Genomic DNA, 22423 nt, shown 5'->3' with positions numbered 1-22423 from the left:
TTGTTCGAGTCATATGATTGCTGTTTTTATTTTGAGTAATATTAAAAACGAATGTTAAGTGAAGCGTGTACTTTTGATTCGGTAGCTTGATCCATTAAGCTGATTTTTTCGTCTACATAGCTGCCACCAACCCCAATTAGAGTGTTATCAGTAACGGGAAGCTTGAGTTCTATTTCGGCAAAATTATAGTCCACTCCAGTAGGGGAGAAGTTGCTGCCGCCTGGTGAGGCTCGATTTGAGTTGTCCCTATTGGATTCCACTTTTGCAAGCGTCCAGTATAGCGTTTGCCCCGACGATAATTCATGAAAACCGCTCAGGTTGATCATTCTTGAGTCGTTGTCAGTAGATGCGCCAATGGCTCTTCCATAGTGCCGGTATCCGCTTTTGTAGATACTATGCTCGTATACGACATTGCCTTTCCCTTCGCTTTTAAGTGCGTGAGTTGCGGTATCTGTGTATTCTACTGAAAACCGGTTGTTAGTGTGAGTGGTGGAAAAAGACACTTCGGTTCCCCAAAAGTCAATTGACTGAAATGGCATATAGTCTTTTTCATCGTCGCCAATACGTTGCTGGTATATTGCCCAGTTTACCCCGAAGAAGCTGAAATTATATCGCCAGTCATAACCAGCCAGCTGATTCCCTGGTTCGTTAGAGCCATCTTCATCTATGCCTGCTTCACCTTTATTGTCCTGCCCGACAGCGAGATTCCAAAGAGAATCAAGGTCTTGTGGTCGTCCTTTTCCACCCCATTGTGCCGTTCTAACGAGACCTACTTCAAACGATTTTAGAGGCTTTAAAGTTAGTCGTCCTCCAAGTAATTTTGCGTCTTTGATGTGTCGGTCGCTTTCCAACTGATTGCCGAATAGTTCAATGTCCCATGGGCCAAGCCATTTTAATACTGGCCAAGAGAAGGCTTTGCTTTGATTGCGTTTCAAAAAAAGCCCAGGGGCTGGACGTGCATTGTTGGATAGTATCAAGCTATTCTGCCATCCTGGGCCCCACCATCTATCAATTGCTCCCATGCCTAGAACCCAATTACCTGCGGTTACGGCAGCATAGGAACCGTCCATTCTGAACTTGTCGCTATCAGAGGGTTCTTGCACTGCATTACCCTGAATTTTTACCGCAAAATGATCGGTTAATCCTGTAGCAGATACGCTAATGATTGATTTTTCTCTGGAATCGGAAGAAAAGTTGGTAAGCGCAGGGTGGCTATTGCTGATATAGGTTGTTTTTTGAGCTGAGAGTTTTTTTTGGGCCCTTCTTAATTCATGCTTTATATATCGATATGACCACAGTTCCTGATCAGTCAGGTCCTCTATGCGCACTCTATCTAGAGCGGTGGCCACCCCAGACCACATCATAGGCCAAGTGGAGGTTGGCAGTTTTACTTTCCCTGAGTCTGCAAGCACTTGAATATGGTGCCGGGTTCTTTCATCCCCTGGCGATACCCAAGGATCCGCGAAGGTGTATTGTGCGGTTAATAGTGCAGTTAAGGTCACTATAAGCAGAGGTTTTAGCGGTTTTTTTTTCTTTGAGGACGCAAAAATAAGTGCTTTGTTGTGAAAGTGGTTATTTTCCATTCTGATCCTAAAAGCGGCGTGAAAAGCTGTGTAGAAGTATTATCCCCGAAGATGCAGCATCTTAGGCTATTTTCTCACTCAGTCAATGCTTTCGGGCTGATAGGAGTGTGACGAATTGTTACTGTGGCACATAAAGAGCGTGAGTTGTGAGTCGCTTACCTCTATAATCCGGCCCTTTTTAGCAGATATAACATTCAAGTGGCCTTTGGTAGGGGTCACCACTGATAAGGAGCCTTCTATGCCTAATATCACTCTTCCAGATGGATCAATACGTAATTTCTCTAATCCCGTGTCTATACTCGATGTTGCAACTGATATCGGGCCGGGGCTTGCCAAAGCTACATTGGCTGGCGTTGTGGATGGAAAACAGGTGGACGCATCCTATACGATTGAAAATGATTGCGAACTTTCCATCATTACGGAAAAGTCAGAAGAAGGTATTGAAGTAATACGTCATTCTACGGCTCACCTATTGGCTCAAGCCGTAAAGCAATTGTTTCCGGAAGCTCAGGTCACCATTGGTCCGGTGATTGAAAACGGCTTTTACTATGACTTTGCCTATTCGCGTGCATTTACGCCAGAAGATTTGCAAGCAATTGAACAGCGTATGTCGGACTTGAGCGATCAGGATATTCCTGTTTCCAGAAGAGTTTTGTCGCGCAATGATGCGGTGGATTATTTTAGGGGAATTGGTGAAGAGTATAAGGCTGAAATTATTGAGAGTATTCCTGTGGAAGAAGATCTATCGCTTTATAAGCAAGGCGATTTCGAAGATCTTTGCCGTGGACCCCATGTCCCTTCAACGGGTAAGTTGAAGTATTTTAAGTTGATGAAAGTAGCTGGGGCATATTGGCGTGGAGACTCGAACAATGAAATGTTGCAGCGTATATACGGAACGGCATGGGCGAGCAAAAAAGAACTCAAAGCCTATTTAAACCGCTTGGAAGAGGCTGAGAAGCGAGATCACCGCAAGCTGGGTAAGAAATTTGACTACTTCCATATCCAGGAAGAAGCGCCGGGCATGGTGTTTTGGCATCCTCGAGGGTGGACTATATATACAGCCGTTGAAGAGTACATGCGTAAAGTGCAGCGCGAAAACGGCTACAAAGAAATTAAAACGCCGCAAATCGTGGATCGATCCCTTTGGGAGAAATCCGGTCATTGGGATAAGTTCCGTGAGGGAATGTTCACTGTTGAATCTGAATCCCGTGATTATGCGGTCAAACCTATGAACTGCCCATGCCACATTCAGGTCTTTAATCAGGGATTGAAAAGTCATCGTGATCTTCCGCTTCGATTGGCTGAGTTTGGTTCATGTCATCGTAACGAGGCCTCGGGAACCTTAGCCGGGTTAATGCGTGTCCGTAACTTCGTACAAGATGATGCGCATATCTTTTGCTCTGAAGAGATGATTCAGGATGAGGTTTCGATTTTTACTGATCTCTTATTTGAGGTGTATCGGGACTTTGGTTTCAATGACGTGATTATCCGCCTATCAACACGCCCTGAGCAGCGAGTGGGAAGTGATGAGGTATGGGATAAATCAGAAAAAGCTTTAGCGGACGCCTTGAATGCGAAAGGCCTGGATTGGGAAGAGTTGCCTGGCGAAGGGGCTTTCTATGGTCCGAAAATTGAGTTTTCCTTGAAAGACTGCATTGGTCGAGTATGGCAGTGTGGTACGATTCAGGTGGATTTCTCAATGCCTGGTCGTTTGGATGCACAATTTGTAACCGAAGATGGCTCCCGTCAGACCCCAGTTATGCTGCATCGCGCAATCTTGGGTTCTTTTGAGCGTTTTATAGGCATTCTCATCGAAAACTACGAAGGGGCATTCCCTGCTTGGTTGGCTCCAGAGCAGGCTGTTGTGTTGAATATCACAGACAATCAGGCTGAATATGCACAAAAAGTCGAGAAAACCCTAAAAAACAAAGGCTTCCGGGTCGTTTCTGACTTGAGAAATGAGAAAATCGGTTTTAAAATTCGCGAGCACACCATTCAGAAGGTTCCATACCTGCTCGTAGTGGGTGACAAAGAGGTGGAGAACGGCACTATCGCTGTTCGAGCCCGTGGTGGTGAAGATCTTGGAACCCTTTCCGTTGACGACTTCGCTCAACACTTGGCTGATGATATTGCCAGGCGGGGGCGTAATAACGTCTAAACTCGTGTAAGTTAGGTCCTCACCCTAAGTTAGTGAATGGTAAGTTGGTTGCTGGCTTGAGCTGGATGCTCGTGAAAACTTCTAGTTGAGTGGGAGTGCCAAGTAATCAATTCAAAGAATTCGAATAGGAGAAAACAACTATCAATACCAGTGCAAATGCCAAAGGGCGTTCAAAAAAGCCGGCGATTAATGAGCAAATTGAAGCCAGTGAAGTACGCCTAATTGGAGCAGACGGTGCTCAAGTTGGAATAGTTACCATCGAAGAAGCCTTGTCACAGTCCAGAGCGGCCAGTCTAGATTTGGTTGCCATCGCCGTGGATGCAGATCCCGTTGTATGTAAAATCATGGATTACGGCAAGCATGTTTTCGAAGCCAAGAAAGCAAAAGCCGCTGCGCGGAAAAAGCAAAAGCAGCAGCAAGTAAAAGAAATGAAGTTCCGTCCAGGTACAGAAGAAGGGGACTATCAGGTCAAGCTGCGCAACCTCACACGTTTTATTGAGCATGGAGATAAGGCTAAGGTGTCATTACGATACCGCGGTCGGGAAATGGCTCACCAGGAACTCGGCATGGAGATGATGAAACGCATCGAGGTCGATTTAGAAGAAATTGCAACTGTTGAGCAGTATCCGAAAATGGAAGGTCGACAGTTGATTATGGTACTTGCGCCGAGAAAGCGTAAATAATCATAAACTGTTTGCAATGCCAGGCGATGAGTTTGGTATGCAAGCCAAAGACAGATGATGTTTTTGGTTCTGGGGCCGCCGGGCTTTTTAGCTGCCTAGGGGGCTTTCAAGTAACAACAGAGTGTTTCACTCGAAATTTTGGAGAAACAAAATGCCAAAAGCTAAAGTACACAGTGGTGCAGCCAAGCGGTTTAAAAAAACTGCTGCTGGCTATAAGCACAAACGCGCTTTCAAGAGCCATATCCTCACTAAAATGACAACCAAGCGTAAGCGTCAGCTTCGTGGTACCAGCGTTATGAATGCTGCAGATAAACCTGCAGTAGATCGTATGCTTCGTGCTAAGTAACCGTCAGTTTCTGTAAGAATTTAGAGAGGAAAAATCATGGCCCGTGTAAAACGTGGAGTTCAGGCGCGTCGTCGCCACAAGAAAGTTCTTAAGGCTGCTAAAGGTTACTATGGAGCGCGTTCTCGCGTATTTCGCGTAGCTAAGCAAGCTGTAATTAAAGCTGGTCAATACGCTTATCGCGACCGTCGCGTTAAAAAGCGCAACTTTAGAGCATTGTGGATTACGCGTATTAATGCGCAATCCCGTGCTGAAGGTTTAAGCTATAGCCGACTTATTGCTGGTTTGAAAAAAGCTGACGTTGCTCTAGACCGCCGAGTTCTTGCTGACTTGGCGATTCATGACAAAGTTGCTTTTGCTGCTATTGTGAATAAAGCCAAAGAGGCTCTTGCTGCTTAAGACTTTAACCGTAGGTTAAAATCTGCTTTAAACAATAGTTTAAGCAAATAAAAGGGGAGCGCCTCTTCTATCTAGAGGTTCTTCCCTTTTTTTATTTTCACGGTCATTGTGTTTTTATTTAAGCTGGCTCAATGCTGAATTAATACAATTGGGATAAAAGTGTCATAGGATTTTAAAAAACAAAATCTTCTGATTTAGAGCGAAAGAATAAGGTTCCTAATGGAAAATCTTGCAGAACTGACTCAAGAGGCTATAGACCTCGTAAAACAAGCTCAAGACTTATCTGGTCTGGATAAGGTCCGCGTCGATTACTTGGGGAAAAAAGGGCAAATTAGTGTTTTATTAAAAAACCTGGGCAAATTATCGGCTGAGGAACGACCAGCCGCTGGTGCGGAAATTAATAAAGCCAAAGTTGCTGTTCAGGATGAAATAAACCAACGTAAAATAGCGTTGGAAAATGAAGCGATTAGCAAAAAGCTTGAGCAAGAAAAAATTGATGTGACGCTTGGCGGGCGGAGTGGCGAAATAGGCGGTCGTCATCCCGTATCCAGAACATTACAGAGAATTGAAGCAATATTCTCTGCTGTTGGCTACAAAGTGGCGGAAGGTCCAGAAATTGAGGATGACTTCCACAATTTTGAAGCGCTGAATATTCCATCACACCATCCTGCAAGGGCAATGCATGACACCTTCTACGTAGATGAAAAACATGTTCTGCGTACACATACCTCTCCGGTTCAAATTCGTACTATGTTAAAGCAACAGCCGCCAATTCAGGTTGTGTGTCCGGGGCGAGTGTATCGCTGTGATTCTGATATCACTCATACGCCAATGTTCCACCAGGTTGAAGGCTTGGTGGTTGATAAAAATATCAGCTTTGCTGATTTAAAGGGGACGGTCGATCAGTTCCTGAAAGCATTTTTCGAAAAGGATGTGCCCGTACGCTTTCGCCCATCCTATTTTCCTTTTACAGAACCATCTGCTGAAGTTGATATTCAATGCTCGGGCTGCTCTGGTAAAGGCTGCAGAATCTGTAAAAATACCGGTTGGATTGAGGTCATGGGATGTGGCATGGTGCATCCGAATGTTTTTAAATCATGTGATTTGGACCCTGAGCAATATACCGGTTTTGCCTTTGGAATGGGGGTCGAGCGTCTGGCCATGATGCGCTATGGCGTAAATGACCTTAGATTGTTTTTTGAAAATGATTTGAGGTTTTTGCAACAGTTTTAATTTTTAACCATAGGAAAAATCTGTGAAAGTTTCTATTTTTGGTACAGGTTATGTGGGCCTTGTGACAGGCTCTTGTTTAGCTCACTCCGGTCATCAAGTGACATGTGTAGATGTCGATCAAGAAAAGGTTGCTCGTTTGACTGCCGGTGAAATACCAATCTATGAGCCAGGATTGGATAGCATTGTTAAGCAATCCGTTAAAGAAGGCCGCTTACATTTTTCTACCAGTGCTGAAGAAGCGGTTAATTTTGCAGAAGTCATTTTTATTGCTGTTGGAACCCCACCGGATGAGGATGGCGCTGCTGATCTACGTTATGTATTGCAGGTTGCTCAGTCTGTGGGTGAGCATATGCAGGACTATCGTCTTGTAATCAATAAATCTACGGTACCAGTTGGAAGTGCAGACAAGGTTAAAAACAAAATTGCGTCTGTATTACAAGAGCGTGGTGTGGATTACAAATATGATGTTGCATCCAATCCTGAGTTTTTAAAAGAGGGGGCTGCAGTTTCCGACTTTATGAAGCCGGATCGCATTATTGTTGGTACCGAGTCCGAGCGGGTGAAAAAGCTCATGCTCGAACTCTACGCGCCATTTAACCGTAACCGTGACAAACTGATGTTCATGACGGTTCGTTCAGCTGAGCTGACCAAATATGCTGCTAACGCGATGTTGGCTACAAAAATCAGCTTTATGAATGAGCTCTCTCGTGTGGCAGAAAAATTGGGTGCCGATATTGAGTTAGTACGTAAAGGTATTGGCTCAGACCCTCGTATCGGTTATAGCTTTATTTATCCTGGGTGTGGTTACGGTGGTTCCTGTTTTCCTAAGGATGTAAAAGCGCTGGTTCGTACAGCCAATTCCATTGGTGAACCTGCAGAGTTGTTAACAGCAGTAGAAAGTGTGAATGACTCACAAAAATTTGTTTTGGTGGAAAAGCTCAAAAAGCATTTCAATGGTGATTTGGCCGGTAAAACTATCGCCCTATGGGGATTAGCTTTTAAACCAAACACCGATGATATGCGCGAAGCGCCGAGTCGTGTGGTTATGGAAAGCTTATGGGAAATGGGCGCAAAGGTTCAAGCTTATGACCCGGAAGCAATGAAAGAAACCGGGCGGATTTATGGCGAACGAGACGACTTAGTCTTTTGTGAAAATGAGTATACAGCCTTGGAAAATGCAGACGCATTAGTGGTGTGTACCGAATGGTCTGCCTTCAGATCTCCAGATTGGGATACTGCTGCTCAAAAATTAAAATCGAAAGTTGTTTTTGATGGACGCAACTTATACGAACCTGACTTAATGGCGGATAGAGGTTACGTTCACTACGCGATTGGCCGACAACAAACCAACTAATAAATTACGCCTCCGTTGAAAGTGCTTTTGATATGGAAGCTACGTGAGGCATTTGACTTTGATATTAATAAAAACGACATTTGAAAAAGTACTATGAAATTTAGCGAAAAGTGGTTACGAGAATTAGTTAATCCAAAGGTCACAACACAAGAATTAGTAGACCAGCTGACAATGGCGGGTTTAGAAGTGGATGGTGTAGAAAATGTGGCCGGCGATTTCACTGGTGTCGTTGTAGGGGAAATTCTTTCCACGGAACAACATCCCGACGCGGATAAATTACGCGTATGCCAAGTCGCTGGTGGTGGCGATCAACTGTTGCAGGTGGTGTGTGGTGCGCCGAATGCGAGACCAGGGATAAAAATTCCGTTTGCACTTATTGGCGCAGAACTTCCTCCGGGAGATGACGGGAAGAAATTTAAAATAAAAAAAGCTAAGCTCCGGGGTGTTGAGTCCAATGGCATGTTGTGTGCGCAAACCGAATTGCAAGCTGGCGATGACGATGCCGGTTTGTGGGAGTTGGCGGATGATGCGCCTGTGGGCGAGGATTTGCGAACATATCTTGGCCTTGATGACAATGTCATTGAGGTGGATTTAACCCCAAACCGAAGTGACTGTTTTTCGTTGCGGGGGTTGGCTCGCGAAGTGGGTGTTTTAAATAGAGAGGACGTGAAACACGTTGATACTGCTCCGGTTAAAGCCGTAGCCTCTGATTCTTTTCCAGTAAGTTTGTCTGCGGGTGAGGCATGCTCGAGATATATCGGTAGAGTTATTCGCAATGTAGATATATCGAAACCAACGCCACTTTGGATGCAGGAAAAGCTTCGTAGGAGTGATGTCCGTTCTATTGATCCGGTTGTGGATGTGACCAACTATGTATTACTTGAGTTGGGACAGCCGATGCATGCATTTGACTTGGAGAAACTGAAAGGTGGAATAAATGTCCGCTTAGCATCAAGCGGTGAGAAAATTTCTCTACTGGACGGCCAGGAAATCGAACTGAATAACGATACGCTACTGATTACAGATGAGTCCGGTCCCATTGCGATGGCGGGTATTATGGGCGGGAGTAGCACAGCGGTATCGGAAGAGACAAAAGATATTTTCCTGGAAAGTGCGTTTTTCCATCCGGTGGCGATTGCAGGTAAAGCTCGTTCCTATGGTTTGCATACCGATTCTTCACACCGATTCGAGCGGGGCGTCGACTATGACCTTTGTAAATTGGCGATAGAGCGTGCTACGGAGCTCCTAATTGAAATTGTCGGTGGTACAGCAGGGCCGGTTATTTGTGAAGAGCTGGCTGATAAGCTGCCAGAAGAAAAAACTGTCGTATTAAACAAGGGCAAAATTGAATCTGGCCTTGGTTTTGCCATACCCGACAACGATGTTGTGGAAATACTGACCCGCTTGGGATTGACGTTACAGACTTCTGATAAAGACAGTTGGTCATTCAAGGTTCCGAGCTATCGTTTCGATATCGATATTGAGCAAGACTTGCTTGAAGAGCTGGCTCGTATATACGGATACAATAACCTGCCAACAACCGATATGCGCATACCTGCGCTGTTGCCAGTGAAAAGTGAAGCCGAGACGCCTGTTGAAGTGGTTACATCCATGCTTGTTGCTCGAGGCTATCAAGAGGCTATCACTTACAGCTTTATTGACCCAAAACTCCACAAGTTATTCGATGATGGGGAGGGGATCGCGTTGCTGAACCCCATCAGCGCTGATATGAGCGTTATGCGCACCAGTTTGCTTCCCGGGTTGGTAAGCACCTTGCAATACAACCTTAACCGGCAACAGCAGCGTGTGAGGCTATATGAGCATGGGTTAAAGTTTGTCCCAGGTAAAAAAGAAGGTGAAACCGAGCAAACTCCAATGTTGGCAGGTTTAATCTATGGTAGTCGTTATCCTGTTTCGTGGGCTGAGAAAGGGCAAGATGTTGATTTCTTTGACCTTAAAGGGGACTTAGAGGCAATCTTGGCTATTGGCGGAAAAGAGGTTCGATTCGAAGCTGCTCAATGCAAGTCTCTTCACCCCGGCCAAACCGCTAACGTATACGTAGATGGTGTGTTTGCGGGTTATATTGGTGCGTTGCATCCTCAGCTGGCGAAGAGTCTGGATATCGTCAAACCGGCTTATGTGTTCGAAGTTGACTTAAAAGCCGTGATCAAATCCAAAATTCCGAGTTTTGCGCCCTTATCCAAGTTTCCAGAAGTGAACCGGGATCTCGCTTTAGTTGTTGACAAACAGGTATCATCAGCCCAGCTTCAAGCAGAAATTGCTTTAGGCGCAGGCTCTTACCTCAAGAAGTTAAAGGTATTTGATGTCTATAGTGGCGAAGGCATTGATCCGCAAAGAAAAAGTGTCGCTTTTAGCTTGACGTTTCAGCATCCTTCGCGCACTCTTAAAGAGGAAGAAATCAGCGAGGCCGTGCAGAGTGTAGTAACCCGGCTAGAGGATGAATTTAATGCCAGTTTAAGGTGATATGACGTCAGATTCTTTAACCAAAGCGGATATAGCCGAAAAACTTTTCGAAGAATTGGGGTTCAACAAGCGTGAAGCAAAAGAGCTTGTCGAACTCTTTTTTGACGAAATCCGAATAGCCTTGGAGAATAATGAACAAGTTAAGCTCTCAGGCTTTGGTAACTTTGATCTAAGAGATAAGAAACAAAGGCCTGGTCGGAACCCTAAAACCGGTGAAGAGATTCCTATCACTGCCAGAAGGGTGGTAACATTCAGACCAGGTCAGAAACTGAAAGCACGCGTGGAAGCCTATGCTGGAACCGAGTAATAACGACGAATTACCCGTAATTCCCGGTAAACGTTACTTTACCATTGGTGAAGTTAGCGAACTGTGTGCTGTAAAGCCGCATGTTCTGCGCTACTGGGAGCAAGAATTTCCCCAGTTGAAGCCGGTAAAACGCCGTGGAAACCGTCGTTACTATCAACGTCAAGACGTATTAACCATCCGTCAAATACGCAGCCTACTGTATGATCAGGGCTTTACTATTGGTGGTGCTCGTCAGCAAATGAGTGGGGACGGGGCGAAATCCGAGATATCCAACTTCGACTCCCTTGTTGACCAGATGATCCAGGATTTAGAAGAAGTTCTGGCTGTACTGAAAACTTAAAAAATTGTAAATTTTTCTTGAAATAAGGCGCTCAATTCGTATGATGAGCGCCTTATTTGTTTCCACAAATACGGAGTGTAGCGCAGCCTGGTAGCGCACCACACTGGGGGTGTGGTGGTCGTCGGTTCAAATCCGGCCACTCCGACCACTTTCTTCTTTAAAATCAATAACTTATACGTGTCGTCTGTATTTGTTCCCCATAAGTTCCCCATAACTTCAGTACTCCTCCGAATCTATTAGTTTTTTAATGGTGTTAGAGAGATTTGTTTCCCAATCAATATGGGGAAAAATCTACATTTTTCAGTGAAAGACTTGCTGATACTTTTATCTACATGGTGAGATTGTCCATGTAACAGGCATCTCAGAGAACAATAAGCGTTTCAGACGTTATGAAATGGATTGGCTTGACATATCAATTTTATTCTTGATTGCGGTTAGTTCGGGGTGCTGAAATTGTTTCTCCACTCTTTCCCTCTAGAACCAGCAAGTGGGATATGGTGAAGATGCTAACTAGTACAGACTATTCTAATTGAATAGCACAAATATGTTTTTTTGGGAGCATGCTAACGACACAAAGCCGTCATTCAAAATAATCCAGTTTCAAAACGACTGAGCAGTAAAAGCAGACATTAATTTTTATAAACGCACATAAACAGATACAGTCAAAATAGCTATATCCGATCCATTGGACTTACCGTACCGGCTCTTCTTGATCCAATAACATGAGTATATATTTCTGTCGTCCGTAAATCCGAATGCCCCAATAGATCCTGGACGGTGCGAATATCTGTGCCGCTTAACAATAAGTTTGTCGCAAAACTATGTCGAAAAGTATGGGCTGTCACACGCTTGTGAATACCCGATTTTCTTACGGCAAGTCTCAGTTGTTTAGAATAGGCCGTATCATGAATATGGTGACGACACTCATACCCGTCATATGGGTGCACACACCGAGTGGTAGACGGAAATAAGTATTGCCATGAAAACTGTGATAAAGAGTGCTGATACTTTCGAAACAAAGCCGAAGGCACCGAAGAAAGGCCAAATCCCTCGGACAGATCAATAGCGTGAATGGATTTCACTTTTTCTATCTGTTTTTGAATTGGATTGATCAGAGATGTCGGAAGCAATGTGTATCTGTCTTTCTGTCCTTTTCCCCGAAAAACAAAAAGTGATTTATTGTCAAAGTCGATGTCTTTAATTCTGAGTCTCAGCGCCTCATTCACTCTTAGTCCGCAAACATAAAGGATCGCAGTAATAAGCCAATACTTACCTGATAAGCAAGAAAGGACTCCATTGACTTCCGAGTGAGATAACACCGTGGGTAAATTTCTTGGGGGTTTCGCATACTCATAATTTAATCCCTCAATCTCCTGGTTTATTACATGCCGATACATGAACACGAGGGCACATAGGGCTTGGTTTTGAGTGGCGGCTAAATAGTTTAAAAACCGTTCAATTTCTGAATTCCCCATATCTTTAGGATGCTTCTTGTTGTGGAAATGAATAAAAAATCGAACCCAGTAAAGATACGTTTTTTCGGTTTTCAAACTGTAATGGCGGGTACGTAGTTCAGTTCGAATACGCTCAAGAAAGGGTGAGGGTTTCATAATCGTTTCAATCCATTGATCTGTATGTATATACAGTTATATTGAAAAATAGACAATTTTTCAATAATGGGGTCTAATGAGAAACGAAAATGAATTCTGTGTTTTTCCAAGCGTTAGAAAGTAAGTTGTTGAAAACCAAGGAAAAACTGTCTCCTCATTGAGTGCATAGAAGACCCGGAAAGGTCTGTTATGTACTCAGGCAGCTTTTCCCCGGCCAAGAGCCTTCTTCAACCTAGATTTCAACTTGTTAACTCATTGAATTTAAATAAGAAATTTTATGGGTGAGAATTGTTCTTATCCGGGTATATACGGAATTCCGTATAATATACTGATACACGGCCTCGCTCGCTGCTCAATTTTTTGTCGCAGATAATTGTTCGCGCAGTGCCATTAATTGAGAGAGAATTAATTTTAAACTAAGAAGTGGTTGGCGAGAATAAGCGAGCGCGTCCGCCTATCAATCTGCTCCAAAAGTTCACTCCTGCGGGGTGACATTGAGCACCGACCCGTTAGGTGGGTATTCGAACTTGTGCATTAAAAGAGTCGGTGCCAAGTTAGGTTAGTGCCACATATTAGAAAGAGCGTGGCTCATAATCTGGGCAACACTTTTAAACATCACTGTAGTACTTGGCAAAAATGTGCTGAAGTTAGCAGTGAAGAATTAAGGGGGCAAGCAATGCTATTCCGTTCGCTCTTTTATGTGAGTTTCAGGTAGTTTGGCAGTAAATTTATAGTGGTTAGTTGCGTAGGGCAGGTTGGGTTTTATTCTTCAACTATTCTATAGCGCGCGGCCACCTAACAAGGCCATGTTGCCTCGCCAGCAAGCTGGCTGGACAAATTTTCCGTGGTTCGTTTTGCGCTTTAACGCTACGCAAGCACAAAACGCTCCACTCCAAATTTGCCGCAAATGGCGGCGTTAGATAAGTTCACGGTATAGGATAAGTAAATATGAAGGAAAGTGGATTTTTATATGATGGAGATCATTGGGAAGAACACAGAGGTTTCTTAGTGGGAGACGAGGTTGGATTGAGAAAGCTAAGAGATGCTATCGATATAGCATTAGTAAATGGCGAAAGTGAAATAGAGAATGTATCTAAATATATTGGAGTAAAAAACATGCACTCTAAATATTTTGATTCGAAAGTGAGGTATGACGAGATCGATATTGAAATCAATAGTGCTGTTTCATTCAGGTGGGTAATTTTATTCATATCGCTTTTAACTGCAGCTTTATTTAGCACGAAATTCTTTTAATGTGTTGCGTATCTAACAAAGCCATCTTGCTCCGCGCTTGCTGCACAAGCGCTGGACAAATTTTCCATGGCCCTTTTTTGTGGTTTAACGCTACGCTACCACAAAACGGTCCATTCCAAATTTGCCGCAAATGGCGGCGATACACGGCCTCGCTCGCTACGCGACCTCGGCCATGTATCGGGTCGGTGCTCAATTTTTTTTCGCAGATAGTTGTCTGCGCAGTGCCATAAATTGAGTAATAATTAAATTTAAATTATGAAGTGGTTGGCAAGAATAGGCGAGCGCGTCCGCCTATCAATCTGCTCCAAAAGTTCACCCCTTCGGGGTGGCATTGAGCACCGACCCGTAAGTCGCTTAATATGAAGAAAACTTGGAGTATATTTTTCGGTACGTTGTTCTGGTTTTTTGCCTGTTACCAATTATATAGGGCTTTAACAACTGGTACTCTAATATCAAGGGTATCAAATGCGAGTATCTCAGATTGGTCCACGCCGTTTTTTGTTATCATCTTTCTGTTGTGGTTAGGGGTTTTCCTGTTTCCGTTTTATTTGGCCGCAGTAAGGTTCCACAAAGCTGTAATGTCGTACGGTGGTACTTACAACAAAAACACCATAAAAAGAGTAATAGTGGGGCCTAGAAAGTAAATGCAACTAACAAGCGACTGTGGTAAAAATCAAGCCTAAACCAACGTATCTCATTTAATAAATTCGGCTTCTTGCCATGCTCTCCTATCGCGGATCATGGCATTTAAAATAGTCATCATTTTTCTCATGCATGCCGTTAACGCGACCTTTTTATGCTTGCCTTCAGCGACAAATCTGTCAAAAAATATTTTCATTACCGAGTTGCATTGTATGGCGCTCAGCATCGCCATATAGAGCACCGTTCTAATCGGTGCTCTTCCACCTTTTATTCGCCGTTTACCTTTCATGGCACCGCTGTCACGGTTGTAGGGTGCGAGTCCACATAAAGCAGCGACTTGTCGATTGGTTAAACTGCCTAGTTCAGGTAACTCACCAAGTAATGTGAAGGCGACTCCGTCACCAATGCCTGGTACAGATAATAAAATGTTGTAAGTCGCTTCCCATTCAGTGACCTCAGAAACCTTTTTAGCTAGCCGAATATTGACCCATTCAATCTCCTTGTTCAGAAATTTCAATATTCTGTTGAGGGTTGCTTGAAGACTTTTCTGTGCCTTTTGTTGGCGGTTTAGCTCCTGCGTTCTCATCTCCATAAGCTGGCGTTTTCGAGCCAATAAGTCTCTGATATGTCTCACTTTTTTACTGCTTATTGGTCGAATGTCTGGCTTCATAACTGCGCCAAATTGAGCAATTATTCGTGCATCAATTTTATCTGTTTTTGCCAATATCCCCTGAGCCTTTGCAAATTGGCGAATATTCATTGGCTGAACTACCACCACTGGCATTTGTGCACCTGCCAGGGCTTCCACAACCTTTCTCTCATATCCACCAGTGGCCTCAACAACAATGCGGGTGAGGTTGAAGCGTTTAAGGGTTTTTACCAGGTCATTAACCTCATCAGTGGTGTTGTGTATTTGCCAATGTCGATCCAGTTCAAGGACATGAATATCCAAGAAGGTCTTTCCTACATCGATACCGAAATTTCTTTGTTGTTTAATGTGCGCTTTGGTAGTTGTTTTCATGACTCACCCTTGCTACATTCGAGCTCGAGGCTCATTCGACTGTTCGAGTTAAAGTAGGATCAGCATAGCGCTCCAGCTTGTTAACGGACTCGGTTATATCGGTGCCTGTCAGTCATCGAGCTACTATGCTGAATGTCTGTTGCTGCAGACATGAGCCTCACCTTATCGCTTTTTAACGGAAAGGGAAATTTGTGTTAAATTAACCATACAAGTCAAGCAACACGGACGGCGATAAAGCCGCCGCCGGTTCTTGAGGCGATACACGGCCTCGCTCGCTGCGCGACCTCGGCCATGTATCGGGTCGGCGCTCAATTTTTTGTCGCAGATAGTTGTCCGCGCAGCGCGATTAATTGAGAGAGAATTAATTTTAAACTAAGCAGTGGTTGGCAAGAATAGGCGAGCGCGTCCGCCTATCAATCTGCTCCAAAAGTTCACCCCTGCGGGGTGACATTGAGCACCGACCCGTTATGCAACTATGAAACTACTAGCTATTGCTCTCATACTAATTTTATCTTCATGCGCTACGGTCAGTGGAGATAAGAAAATAATTGGTTACTGGAAAGATGGAGTCTGTAAGAATGAGATGGATCATCTATACGTAACCCGCTTCATCGATAGCGATGACAAATTGAAAGAAATACTCGACGAGGAAGCATTCAATAAAGAGCATGCCGATGGTCTATATCGAAAGCTAGTTGAGACAAAGCTCAGCCAAGGTGGCAGGTATGTAGAGATTTCTGCAACACGTAAAGCTTGGCAATCGTTGTATGGGGCTTGGGGGTTTGGTGTTGTTAAGAATCATTGTATTGTTGAGTTTTCTCCTTTTATAGTTAGCTAAATAATGCATAACAAAGCCAGCCAAAATCGTGCGCTACGCGAACTGGACTCGCAACAAGTTGCTCGCCTTTGCTGGCGGCGATACACGGCCTCGCTCGCTACGCGACCTCGGCCATGTATCGGGTCGGTGCTCATTTTTTTGTCGCAGATAGTTGTCCGCGCAGTGCTATAAATTGAGTAAGAATTAATTTTAAACTAAGAAGTGGTTGGCAAGAATAGGCGAGCGCGTCCGCCTATCAATCTGCTCCGAAAGTTCCCCCCTTCTGGGTGACCTTGAGCACCGACCTGTTAACTGTCCAGGGAGAAAAATAAATATGAGATCTAGTAAGGTCGCTTTCACTCTAATTCTATTCTTATTGGCCTCAAGAGGCTCTTTTGCCGAAGATATTGATGTCACTGTGTGTAAATTACAGGTGAATGATAATGGAAATGCATATATGTCCCCTTGTGAAGGTTGGACAACTAAAAATAACTGCCCATCAACAGCTCCTTGGATTACATGGAGTCTAGATAGCGTTGCGGGAAAAGTTATGTACAGTACTGCATTAGTAGGGTTGACCACCGGAATGAAAGTGACGGTTCGTGTAGATGGTTCCACGTGTAATGGTTACGATGTGACTTCAATTATCAAAGTGAGTAAGTAAGGGTTAACTAGTGTAGTCTTGCGATATTTTTTCTATTTCGCCTTCGGCTACATTACAAAAATACGTAAACTATAGGCGATACACGACCTCGCTCGCTGCGCGACCTCGGCCATGTATCGGGTCGGTGCTCAATGTTTTGTCGCAGATAGTTGTCCGCGCAGTGCGATTAATTGAGAGAAAATTAATTTTAAACTAAGAAGTGGTTGGCAAGAATAGGCGAGCGCGTCCGCCTATCAATCTGCTCCAAAAGTTCACCCCAGAGCGGGGTGATATTGAGCACCGACCCGTTAGTGCTCAATATGAATCTGCTACTTAAGTGGAAAATTTCGAGAATTGAAGCAGCTCTAAAGAACCTTGTGAGAGCTGAGGGATTCAAACTGATGGTTTGGTCTATATTGACCCGAAATACCTCGTATTTGTTGTGGGTGTGCCAAGCGATACCGCTAAAGAAACATTAAAGTCCAATAGCACTTTTACTGCATCAATGAAAGAGTTACTTGAAGCATTCAACTGGCCAATACAAGCAAAGTCAGAAGTAGTTTTTGATGTTGAGTCACAAGAAACAGTAGATAGAGAAAATAATGGTAACTGGTGGTATCACTACAAATAGCACCAACCGATTATGCATAAGTCATGAGACAGTACATTAATTAAAGGGCCCATAAAGTAGAGCCCGGCTCCTAATTCTGATAGCTAAATGGTACTGTGTCGTTTTCAGGTAAATACATAAGCCTAGACCAGTTTAAATAGGCATTTCTAACGGTGGTAAATACACGGGCTTCTTCATCAATCATAAGCTCATGCAAAATTGCATTATTTAGCTGATGCCCGCTAGCAACGCCTGTAAAGTGTCCTATGACTCGTGCGCCAGCCAGTGCCAAGTCTCCCACTGCGTCAAGATATTTATGGCGTACAAACTCATCTTTAAAGCGTAAACCTTCCTCATTTTTCACTTTGTCCCCGTCTACGAGTATGGCATTTTTAATAGAGCCTCCTTTACCGTAGCCTAGTGAAGCCAGGGTGTCTAAATGTTCTGAAAAGCCAAAAGTTCGAGCTTGGGCAATGTGCCGATGAAAATGTTCTCGGTTTAACGTCATTGATATATATTGAGTTCCAATCGCTTTGCTTTCGAATTGTATGCCGATTGAAAGCTTGGTATGTCTATGTGGTGAAAGTTGTACAAATTTGTGGCCGTCTCTTGCACTGATTTTTTTTCGGATAACGATCGCTCGTCGCTGCTGATTTTGCCTGCGTGTGCCGCTTTTCTTAATTAAGAAGGCAAAGTCTTTTGCGCTACCGTCCATTATTGGTACTTCCGGTCCATCTAAAACGATATGTGCATTATCAACACCACATGCGTACAGTGCGGCAAGAAGGTGTTCGACAGTACTGACTCTGACACCCAGGCTGTTGCCCACTGTCGTACATAGCTTAGTGTCGACAACGGTGTTCCATCTGGCAACGATCTTTGCTCGTGAGGGATGAATATCGCGTCTAACAAACACATAGCCTGTATCCGGTTCCCCGGGTAACACTGACATAATGGTCTTTATTCCTGTATGCAGTCCTCTTCCCATTACGGTGAATGATTCTTTTAGGGTATGTTGGTATAAGTAACTATTTGCTTCATCTGTATAATCCAGCATCACATTATCTCCTCTGCACGTTAGGAGCTAATTTAGCGCTGATAATGCTTTTGGGCTTTTCTTATGCCGACATTTGTTAATCGTATACTTGTCTTTTTCCGCCAAGCTTTTATCCTAAGGTCTCATTGCTAACAAGATGCAATTATGAGTGCCACTACGTTAACATCATGGGCTTTACTTATATGGCAATCCCTTCAGAACACAGGGGTTGATGCGCAAACATTATTCCAGGAGTCAGGGGTGGACCTGGAGCTTCTCGAAGACCCAGATGCACGATATCCAACCACGGCGATTCAAGAGCTATGGCGACGGTCAGTGAATGCTGTGGGAGACGACAATTTTGGTGTTGATGTAGGGATGCAATGGAGTCCAACCACTTTTCACGCGCTGGGTTTTGCTTGGTTGGCTAGCTCAAGTATGAAAGATGGTTTAACTCGCCTGGTTCGCTACTCATCCATGGTCAATGACTGTTTGCGGACATCATTTGGTACTTACCAAGGCGGCTATGTTATCAAATTGTCTCTCATGGGAGGGGAGGCGAAGCCTCATTATGCATCAACCGATGCTTCCATCGCGGCGTTGATAAAAATGATCCGTTTACTCGTGAGTGAAACCTATTCCCCGGAAAGTATTCGAATTCATGATACGCCTTCTCCGAGTAGGCTTGCATTAGAATCCTACGCTCGCTGTGCTATCGAGTATTCATACTCAAGCAGTATGCCTGTCGATACCTGTTGTGATGTTGAAATGATTGTCGATGCAAACACTGTGGAGCGAAAGCTTCCATATGGAAACCCAAGTTTGGTCGAAATCAACGAAGCTCTGGTGCTCAAGTACCTTCAGGCTCTTAACTTGGGAACGCTTGTTGAGCAGGTGTCCAATCAAATTGTAAGGTGTCTACCAGAAGGTTCATTTTCTGAGCGGGACATAGCAAAACAACTCAATATGAGTGAGCGAACACTCCAACGTAAGTTACTTGAGAGCGGGACAAGTTATAGTGTACTTCTGAACGATTTAAGAAAAGAGCTTTCCGTTAAGTACTTAGCTAACCTCAAATTTGCAATTGGAGAGATAGGCTATCTTTTAGGTTTCTCTGAGCAGGCAAATTTTAGTCGGGCATTTAAACGTTGGTACCAGCAGTCACCAACGGATTACCGGCAAAAAATAGCTGGCTTAGCAAAAGCCTAGTAGACAACTTCTGGTCGTTTTACAGTGCTAATCAGGGTGTAGTGATTCCATAGAAAGCAGACTCTGGTTCATTTTTATCAAATCTGTTGCTTTCTTTCCAGGTTCCATAGGTCATGCTCAATTGGCCATTCACAGTATTTCGAAGCAATAAATCCCCTTCCACATAGATTGAAGTTAGAGGGGGAGTGCATAACGCCATTATTGAAAACCACACATACATTTGTGAGAAATCCTCAAAGTACAAGAGTACATCTTTAAACCTGAGGTTATTGCCTATTGCTTTGTATGCAACCGCTTTTTTAGCGGCACTGTAGAAGTGAGTTTTTCAACGATCTATATTTTTAGATATTCCAACGGAATTTCGGTTTGTCTTTTGTCTTGATTTGAGGCAATTTATTGAAAGGGGGCGGTCTGTATAAGTTTTAAATAAAATGCCTAGTGAAAAATATGATTTTTTCCGGTTCTCTCCTAACTTACTAATTGGTGTTCTTTGTTTGATTTCTATACTATTTATGTCGGATGGCGTTATTTTAGGAGGGATATTTATTTAATACCGTCTAGTCTGTATAAAAATGTTAAAAAAACGCAATGTTTTATGCCTTCCCGAGTATTTTTTATTTGCCTGCCTATACTCAAATTAGCATTACTATCCGTATAAAAATAGATTTTTGATGCCTGAAATAGTGACGTCTTGGGATGTGAGATTTGAAGCGTGATTATTTGAGGTTTAATTTTAAGGAAGGATTATTCGGGCTATCTAATTGGGCATTTTTTGTTCATTTATTTTGCATCTTTGACAGGGGCGTATTTTTAAATTCATATCTAAATCATTTCAATTTCTGTACGGAAAGCATAGCTATAGTCGGTCATATCATAATTAGCTCGTAAGGGATGTGAATGTCTTCGTATAGAAAATACCGTATTCATCTGAGTAAACGTTTCTATTTTTTATCTAAACCTCTTTTTATCGGTCAGTATGTCAAGCATGCTTGGTGTAGTGTGTTGTTGGTCGTGTTGTTCTTTGGTTCTTTGGGGGCAGTAGCACAACAAGTTCCTGATGCTGGTGCGATTCAGAATGAAATTGAGGACGTTGAGAAACCCAAAAATGAAGAGATTCCTCCAGAAGAGGCACCATTGGCGGCACCAACTGAAGGTTCTGGCCCGAAGATCAGCGTAACCGAGATTTCTTTTCATGGAAATACACTGCTTACCGAAGAAGAATTGTTAGAGGTTGTCGAACCCTGGAAGAATAAACCGCTTAGTCTGGCAGAGTTAAAATATGTCGCAAATTTAGTCGCAGTTCGGTACCGCGAAGATAATCACTTGGTCCGTGTTTATTTACCTCAGCAGGATATACGAGACGGACACATTATTATAGCGATCGTTGAGGCCAAGTTCGGTCAAGTCGTGGTTCAAAATAGTCAAAAAATCCAGTCTGAAATTATTTCTCCCGATTTTGTAACTCGTGTTATGTCGTCTGACCAAAAACGTGGTGACACCCTTAATTTGAAAACGTTGGAGCGGGCGACTCTACTTCTGAACGACCTTTCCGGTATTAACGCTAAAAATGTCTTAGTCGCAGGGGAAAGGCAAGGGGAAACTGATGTGTCCGTGGATGTGGCATCTGAGCAGCGTTATGCAGGCTCGGTGACCATTGATAATTATGGTGTCGATTCCACGGGGGAAACTCGTGTAAAGCCTTCGTTTACTATTGCTAATCCCTTTCACAGAGGGGACAAAGCGCAATTAATTGGTTTGTTTTCTGAAGGGAATCAATATGCTCGAATGAGTTACACGCACCCATTAACTGCGAATGGTTTACAGGCTGATTACAACACCTCTTATTTGTCATATAGCCTGGGGGATGAATTTGAAGACCTTGATGCAGAAGGTGATTCTTTCACTGTGGGCACGGGTTTGACTTACCCGCTAGTTCGGCAGTTGAAACGGAACATAAATATTTCTGGTCGACTGGAACAGCGAGAATACGAAAACTCGCAACTGGGTGAGACCATTTCCGATAAATCCATCACGACATTACAACTAGGTTTAAATGGAAATTTGGTAGACAGCTTAGGTAAAGGTGGTGTGAGTTACTATGGAGCGAATTTAGTTTTTGGTGATCTGGACCTTTCTGGCAATAAAGAAAATGAAGCTCAGGATGCAGCTGGAGCTAAAACTGCGGGAAGTTATTCTGTCCTATCCTGGAACCTTGGCCGTTTACAACGCGTTACCGAAAAAACCACTATTTGGACATCCCTGATAGGCCAATTTACGGATGACAAGCTTGACTCTTCCGAGACGATTTCTTTAGGTGGTCCAAACGGTATTCGAGCTTACCCTGTTCTAGAGGCCACCGGTGATACCGGTGCCATTTTTACCTTTGAGTTACGATATCAATTCGATGACAGTATTTTGCTAACGGGTTTCCTGGAAGCCGGAGAGGTCGTTCAAAAACAAACTCAAGTACAAGCAGAAGACTCTCATAGCCTAAACGGTTTGGGTATGAGTTTAGCTTGGACTCATTCAAGTAATTTCTCTGCAACTATTGATATTGCCCGAAGAATTGGCAACAACCCTCTAAAAGACCCCGTTACTGGTAACGACAGTAATGGCTCAAAAACACTTTGGCCTATATGGATCCGAGTGTCCAAGAAATTTTAATCCCGAAAACGAGTTTCCGGCAGGTATACGACC

Annotated in this window: 19 protein-coding genes and 1 tRNA gene; 16 read left to right on the top strand and 4 right to left on the bottom strand. The window is 43.7% G+C overall.

Annotation, left to right across the window (positions count from 1 at the left end):
- Positions 1-41 precede the first annotated feature (41 nt).
- Positions 42-1583, bottom strand: a complete 1542-nt coding sequence (locus P5V12_RS12675) for a capsule assembly Wzi family protein (protein ID WP_316953459.1) — start codon at positions 1581-1583, stop codon at positions 42-44.
- Between the two features lie 238 nt (positions 1584-1821).
- Here P5V12_RS12675 and thrS point away from each other — a divergent pair, with 238 nt between their 5' ends.
- The 10 genes from thrS to P5V12_RS12625 all read left to right on the top strand — a co-directional run bounded on the left by thrS (position 1822) and on the right by P5V12_RS12625 (position 11032).
- Positions 1822-3741 (top strand): threonine--tRNA ligase, encoded by a 1920-nt coding sequence (gene thrS, locus P5V12_RS12670; protein WP_316953458.1) that lies wholly within the window; start codon positions 1822-1824, stop codon positions 3739-3741.
- Positions 3742-3881: 140 nt separating this feature from the next.
- Positions 3882-4424, top strand: a complete 543-nt coding sequence (gene infC, locus P5V12_RS12665; protein WP_410483340.1) for a translation initiation factor IF-3 — start codon at positions 3882-3884, stop codon at positions 4422-4424.
- Between the two features lie 151 nt (positions 4425-4575).
- Entirely contained in the window at positions 4576-4770 is a 195-nt protein-coding gene (rpmI, locus tag P5V12_RS12660; RefSeq protein ID WP_316953457.1) for a 50S ribosomal protein L35, read from the top strand.
- 36 nt (positions 4771-4806) lie between these two features.
- Positions 4807-5166 (top strand): 50S ribosomal protein L20, encoded by a 360-nt coding sequence (gene rplT, locus P5V12_RS12655; protein WP_316953456.1) that lies wholly within the window; start codon positions 4807-4809, stop codon positions 5164-5166.
- A 219-nt stretch (positions 5167-5385) separates the two neighbouring features.
- Positions 5386-6399 carry a phenylalanine--tRNA ligase subunit alpha gene (pheS, locus tag P5V12_RS12650; RefSeq protein ID WP_316953455.1) on the top strand — a complete coding sequence of 338 codons (1014 nt, stop codon included), beginning with the start codon at positions 5386-5388 and terminating at the stop codon, positions 6397-6399.
- Between the two features lie 22 nt (positions 6400-6421).
- Positions 6422-7753 carry a UDP-glucose/GDP-mannose dehydrogenase family protein gene (locus P5V12_RS12645; RefSeq protein WP_316953454.1) on the top strand — a complete coding sequence of 444 codons (1332 nt, stop codon included), beginning with the start codon at positions 6422-6424 and terminating at the stop codon, positions 7751-7753.
- Between the two features lie 93 nt (positions 7754-7846).
- The gene (pheT, locus tag P5V12_RS12640; RefSeq protein WP_316953453.1) at positions 7847-10237 is read left to right on the top strand and encodes a phenylalanine--tRNA ligase subunit beta; all 2391 of its coding nucleotides are present in this window, start codon (positions 7847-7849) and stop codon (positions 10235-10237) included.
- Between the two features lies 1 nt (position 10238).
- Entirely contained in the window at positions 10239-10544 is a 306-nt protein-coding gene (gene ihfA / locus P5V12_RS12635; RefSeq protein ID WP_316953452.1) for an integration host factor subunit alpha, read from the top strand.
- Complete coding sequence (locus tag P5V12_RS12630; protein ID WP_316953451.1) at positions 10528-10884, top strand: MerR family transcriptional regulator; 357 nt, start codon at positions 10528-10530, stop codon at positions 10882-10884. The genes ihfA and P5V12_RS12630 overlap by 17 nt, the downstream gene beginning before the upstream one ends.
- A 71-nt stretch (positions 10885-10955) precedes the next feature.
- Positions 10956-11032: transfer RNA gene (locus P5V12_RS12625), tRNA-Pro, on the top strand.
- Positions 11033-11555: 523 nt separating this feature from the next.
- Here P5V12_RS12625 and P5V12_RS12620 read toward each other — a convergent pair.
- Positions 11556-12494 carry an integron integrase gene (locus P5V12_RS12620; protein ID WP_316953450.1) on the bottom strand — a complete coding sequence of 313 codons (939 nt, stop codon included), beginning with the start codon at positions 12492-12494 and terminating at the stop codon, positions 11556-11558.
- 948 nt (positions 12495-13442) lie between these two features.
- On the opposite strand from P5V12_RS12620, the gene P5V12_RS12615 reads away from it, so the two are divergent.
- Positions 13443-13748 carry a hypothetical protein gene (locus tag P5V12_RS12615; RefSeq protein ID WP_316953449.1) on the top strand — a complete coding sequence of 102 codons (306 nt, stop codon included), beginning with the start codon at positions 13443-13445 and terminating at the stop codon, positions 13746-13748.
- A gap of 694 nt (positions 13749-14442) precedes the next feature.
- Here P5V12_RS12615 and P5V12_RS12610 read toward each other — a convergent pair.
- Entirely contained in the window at positions 14443-15411 is a 969-nt protein-coding gene (locus P5V12_RS12610) for an IS110 family transposase (protein ID WP_316953448.1), read from the bottom strand.
- A gap of 475 nt (positions 15412-15886) precedes the next feature.
- Here P5V12_RS12610 and P5V12_RS12605 point away from each other — a divergent pair, with 475 nt between their 5' ends.
- The 3 genes from P5V12_RS12605 to P5V12_RS12595 all read left to right on the top strand — a co-directional run bounded on the left by P5V12_RS12605 (position 15887) and on the right by P5V12_RS12595 (position 17502).
- Positions 15887-16249: a hypothetical protein gene (locus P5V12_RS12605; RefSeq protein ID WP_316953447.1), complete on the top strand. Its 363-nt coding sequence runs from the start codon at positions 15887-15889 to the stop codon at positions 16247-16249.
- 313 nt (positions 16250-16562) lie between these two features.
- Complete coding sequence (locus P5V12_RS12600) at positions 16563-16892, top strand: hypothetical protein (protein ID WP_316953446.1); 330 nt, start codon at positions 16563-16565, stop codon at positions 16890-16892.
- A gap of 385 nt (positions 16893-17277) precedes the next feature.
- Positions 17278-17502, top strand: a complete 225-nt coding sequence (locus P5V12_RS12595; RefSeq protein WP_316953445.1) for a hypothetical protein — start codon at positions 17278-17280, stop codon at positions 17500-17502.
- A 70-nt stretch (positions 17503-17572) separates the two neighbouring features.
- On the opposite strand, the gene lpxC is transcribed toward P5V12_RS12595, so the two are convergent.
- Complete coding sequence (gene lpxC / locus P5V12_RS12590) at positions 17573-18538, bottom strand: UDP-3-O-acyl-N-acetylglucosamine deacetylase (protein ID WP_316953444.1); 966 nt, start codon at positions 18536-18538, stop codon at positions 17573-17575.
- A gap of 144 nt (positions 18539-18682) precedes the next feature.
- Here lpxC and P5V12_RS12585 point away from each other — a divergent pair, with 144 nt between their 5' ends.
- The gene (locus P5V12_RS12585) at positions 18683-19726 is read left to right on the top strand and encodes an AraC family transcriptional regulator (RefSeq protein WP_316953443.1); all 1044 of its coding nucleotides are present in this window, start codon (positions 18683-18685) and stop codon (positions 19724-19726) included.
- A gap of 897 nt (positions 19727-20623) precedes the next feature.
- Positions 20624-22390, top strand: coding sequence for a ShlB/FhaC/HecB family hemolysin secretion/activation protein (locus P5V12_RS12580; protein ID WP_316953442.1), 1767 nt, complete (start codon positions 20624-20626; stop codon positions 22388-22390).
- Positions 22391-22423 lie beyond the last annotated feature (33 nt).

Origin of the sequence: Teredinibacter sp. KSP-S5-2, from assembly GCF_032773895.1 — a bacterium.
GTDB lineage: Bacteria > Pseudomonadota > Gammaproteobacteria > Pseudomonadales > Cellvibrionaceae.
Note: the sequence above shows the minus strand (reverse complement) of the source record. Positions and strands in the feature narration are given on the sequence as shown.

Bases quoted from the DNA above. Each gene is read 5' to 3' on its own strand.
- P5V12_RS12615 (WP_316953449.1), top strand. From the start codon at position 13,443: ATGAAGGAAAGTGGATTTTTATATGATGGAGATCATTGGGAAGAACAC.
- P5V12_RS12630 (WP_316953451.1), top strand. From the start codon at position 10,528: ATGCTGGAACCGAGTAATAACGACGAATTACCCGTAATTCCCGGTAAA.
- thrS (WP_316953458.1), top strand. From the start codon at position 1,822: ATGCCTAATATCACTCTTCCAGATGGATCAATACGTAATTTCTCTAAT.
- P5V12_RS12610 (WP_316953448.1), bottom strand. From the start codon at position 15,411: ATGAAAACAACTACCAAAGCGCACATTAAACAACAAAGAAATTTCGGT.
- rpmI (WP_316953457.1), top strand. From the start codon at position 4,576: ATGCCAAAAGCTAAAGTACACAGTGGTGCAGCCAAGCGGTTTAAAAAA.
- P5V12_RS12620 (WP_316953450.1), bottom strand. From the start codon at position 12,494: ATGAAACCCTCACCCTTTCTTGAGCGTATTCGAACTGAACTACGTACC.
- P5V12_RS12605 (WP_316953447.1), top strand. From the start codon at position 15,887: ATGAAACTACTAGCTATTGCTCTCATACTAATTTTATCTTCATGCGCT.
- pheS (WP_316953455.1), top strand. From the start codon at position 5,386: ATGGAAAATCTTGCAGAACTGACTCAAGAGGCTATAGACCTCGTAAAA.
- P5V12_RS12580 (WP_316953442.1), top strand. From the start codon at position 20,624: ATGTCTTCGTATAGAAAATACCGTATTCATCTGAGTAAACGTTTCTAT.
- P5V12_RS12675 (WP_316953459.1), bottom strand. From the start codon at position 1,583: ATGGAAAATAACCACTTTCACAACAAAGCACTTATTTTTGCGTCCTCA.
- ihfA (WP_316953452.1), top strand. From the start codon at position 10,239: ATGACGTCAGATTCTTTAACCAAAGCGGATATAGCCGAAAAACTTTTC.
- rplT (WP_316953456.1), top strand. From the start codon at position 4,807: ATGGCCCGTGTAAAACGTGGAGTTCAGGCGCGTCGTCGCCACAAGAAA.
- P5V12_RS12585 (WP_316953443.1), top strand. From the start codon at position 18,683: ATGAGTGCCACTACGTTAACATCATGGGCTTTACTTATATGGCAATCC.
- pheT (WP_316953453.1), top strand. From the start codon at position 7,847: ATGAAATTTAGCGAAAAGTGGTTACGAGAATTAGTTAATCCAAAGGTC.
- P5V12_RS12600 (WP_316953446.1), top strand. From the start codon at position 16,563: ATGAGATCTAGTAAGGTCGCTTTCACTCTAATTCTATTCTTATTGGCC.
- lpxC (WP_316953444.1), bottom strand. From the start codon at position 18,538: ATGCTGGATTATACAGATGAAGCAAATAGTTACTTATACCAACATACC.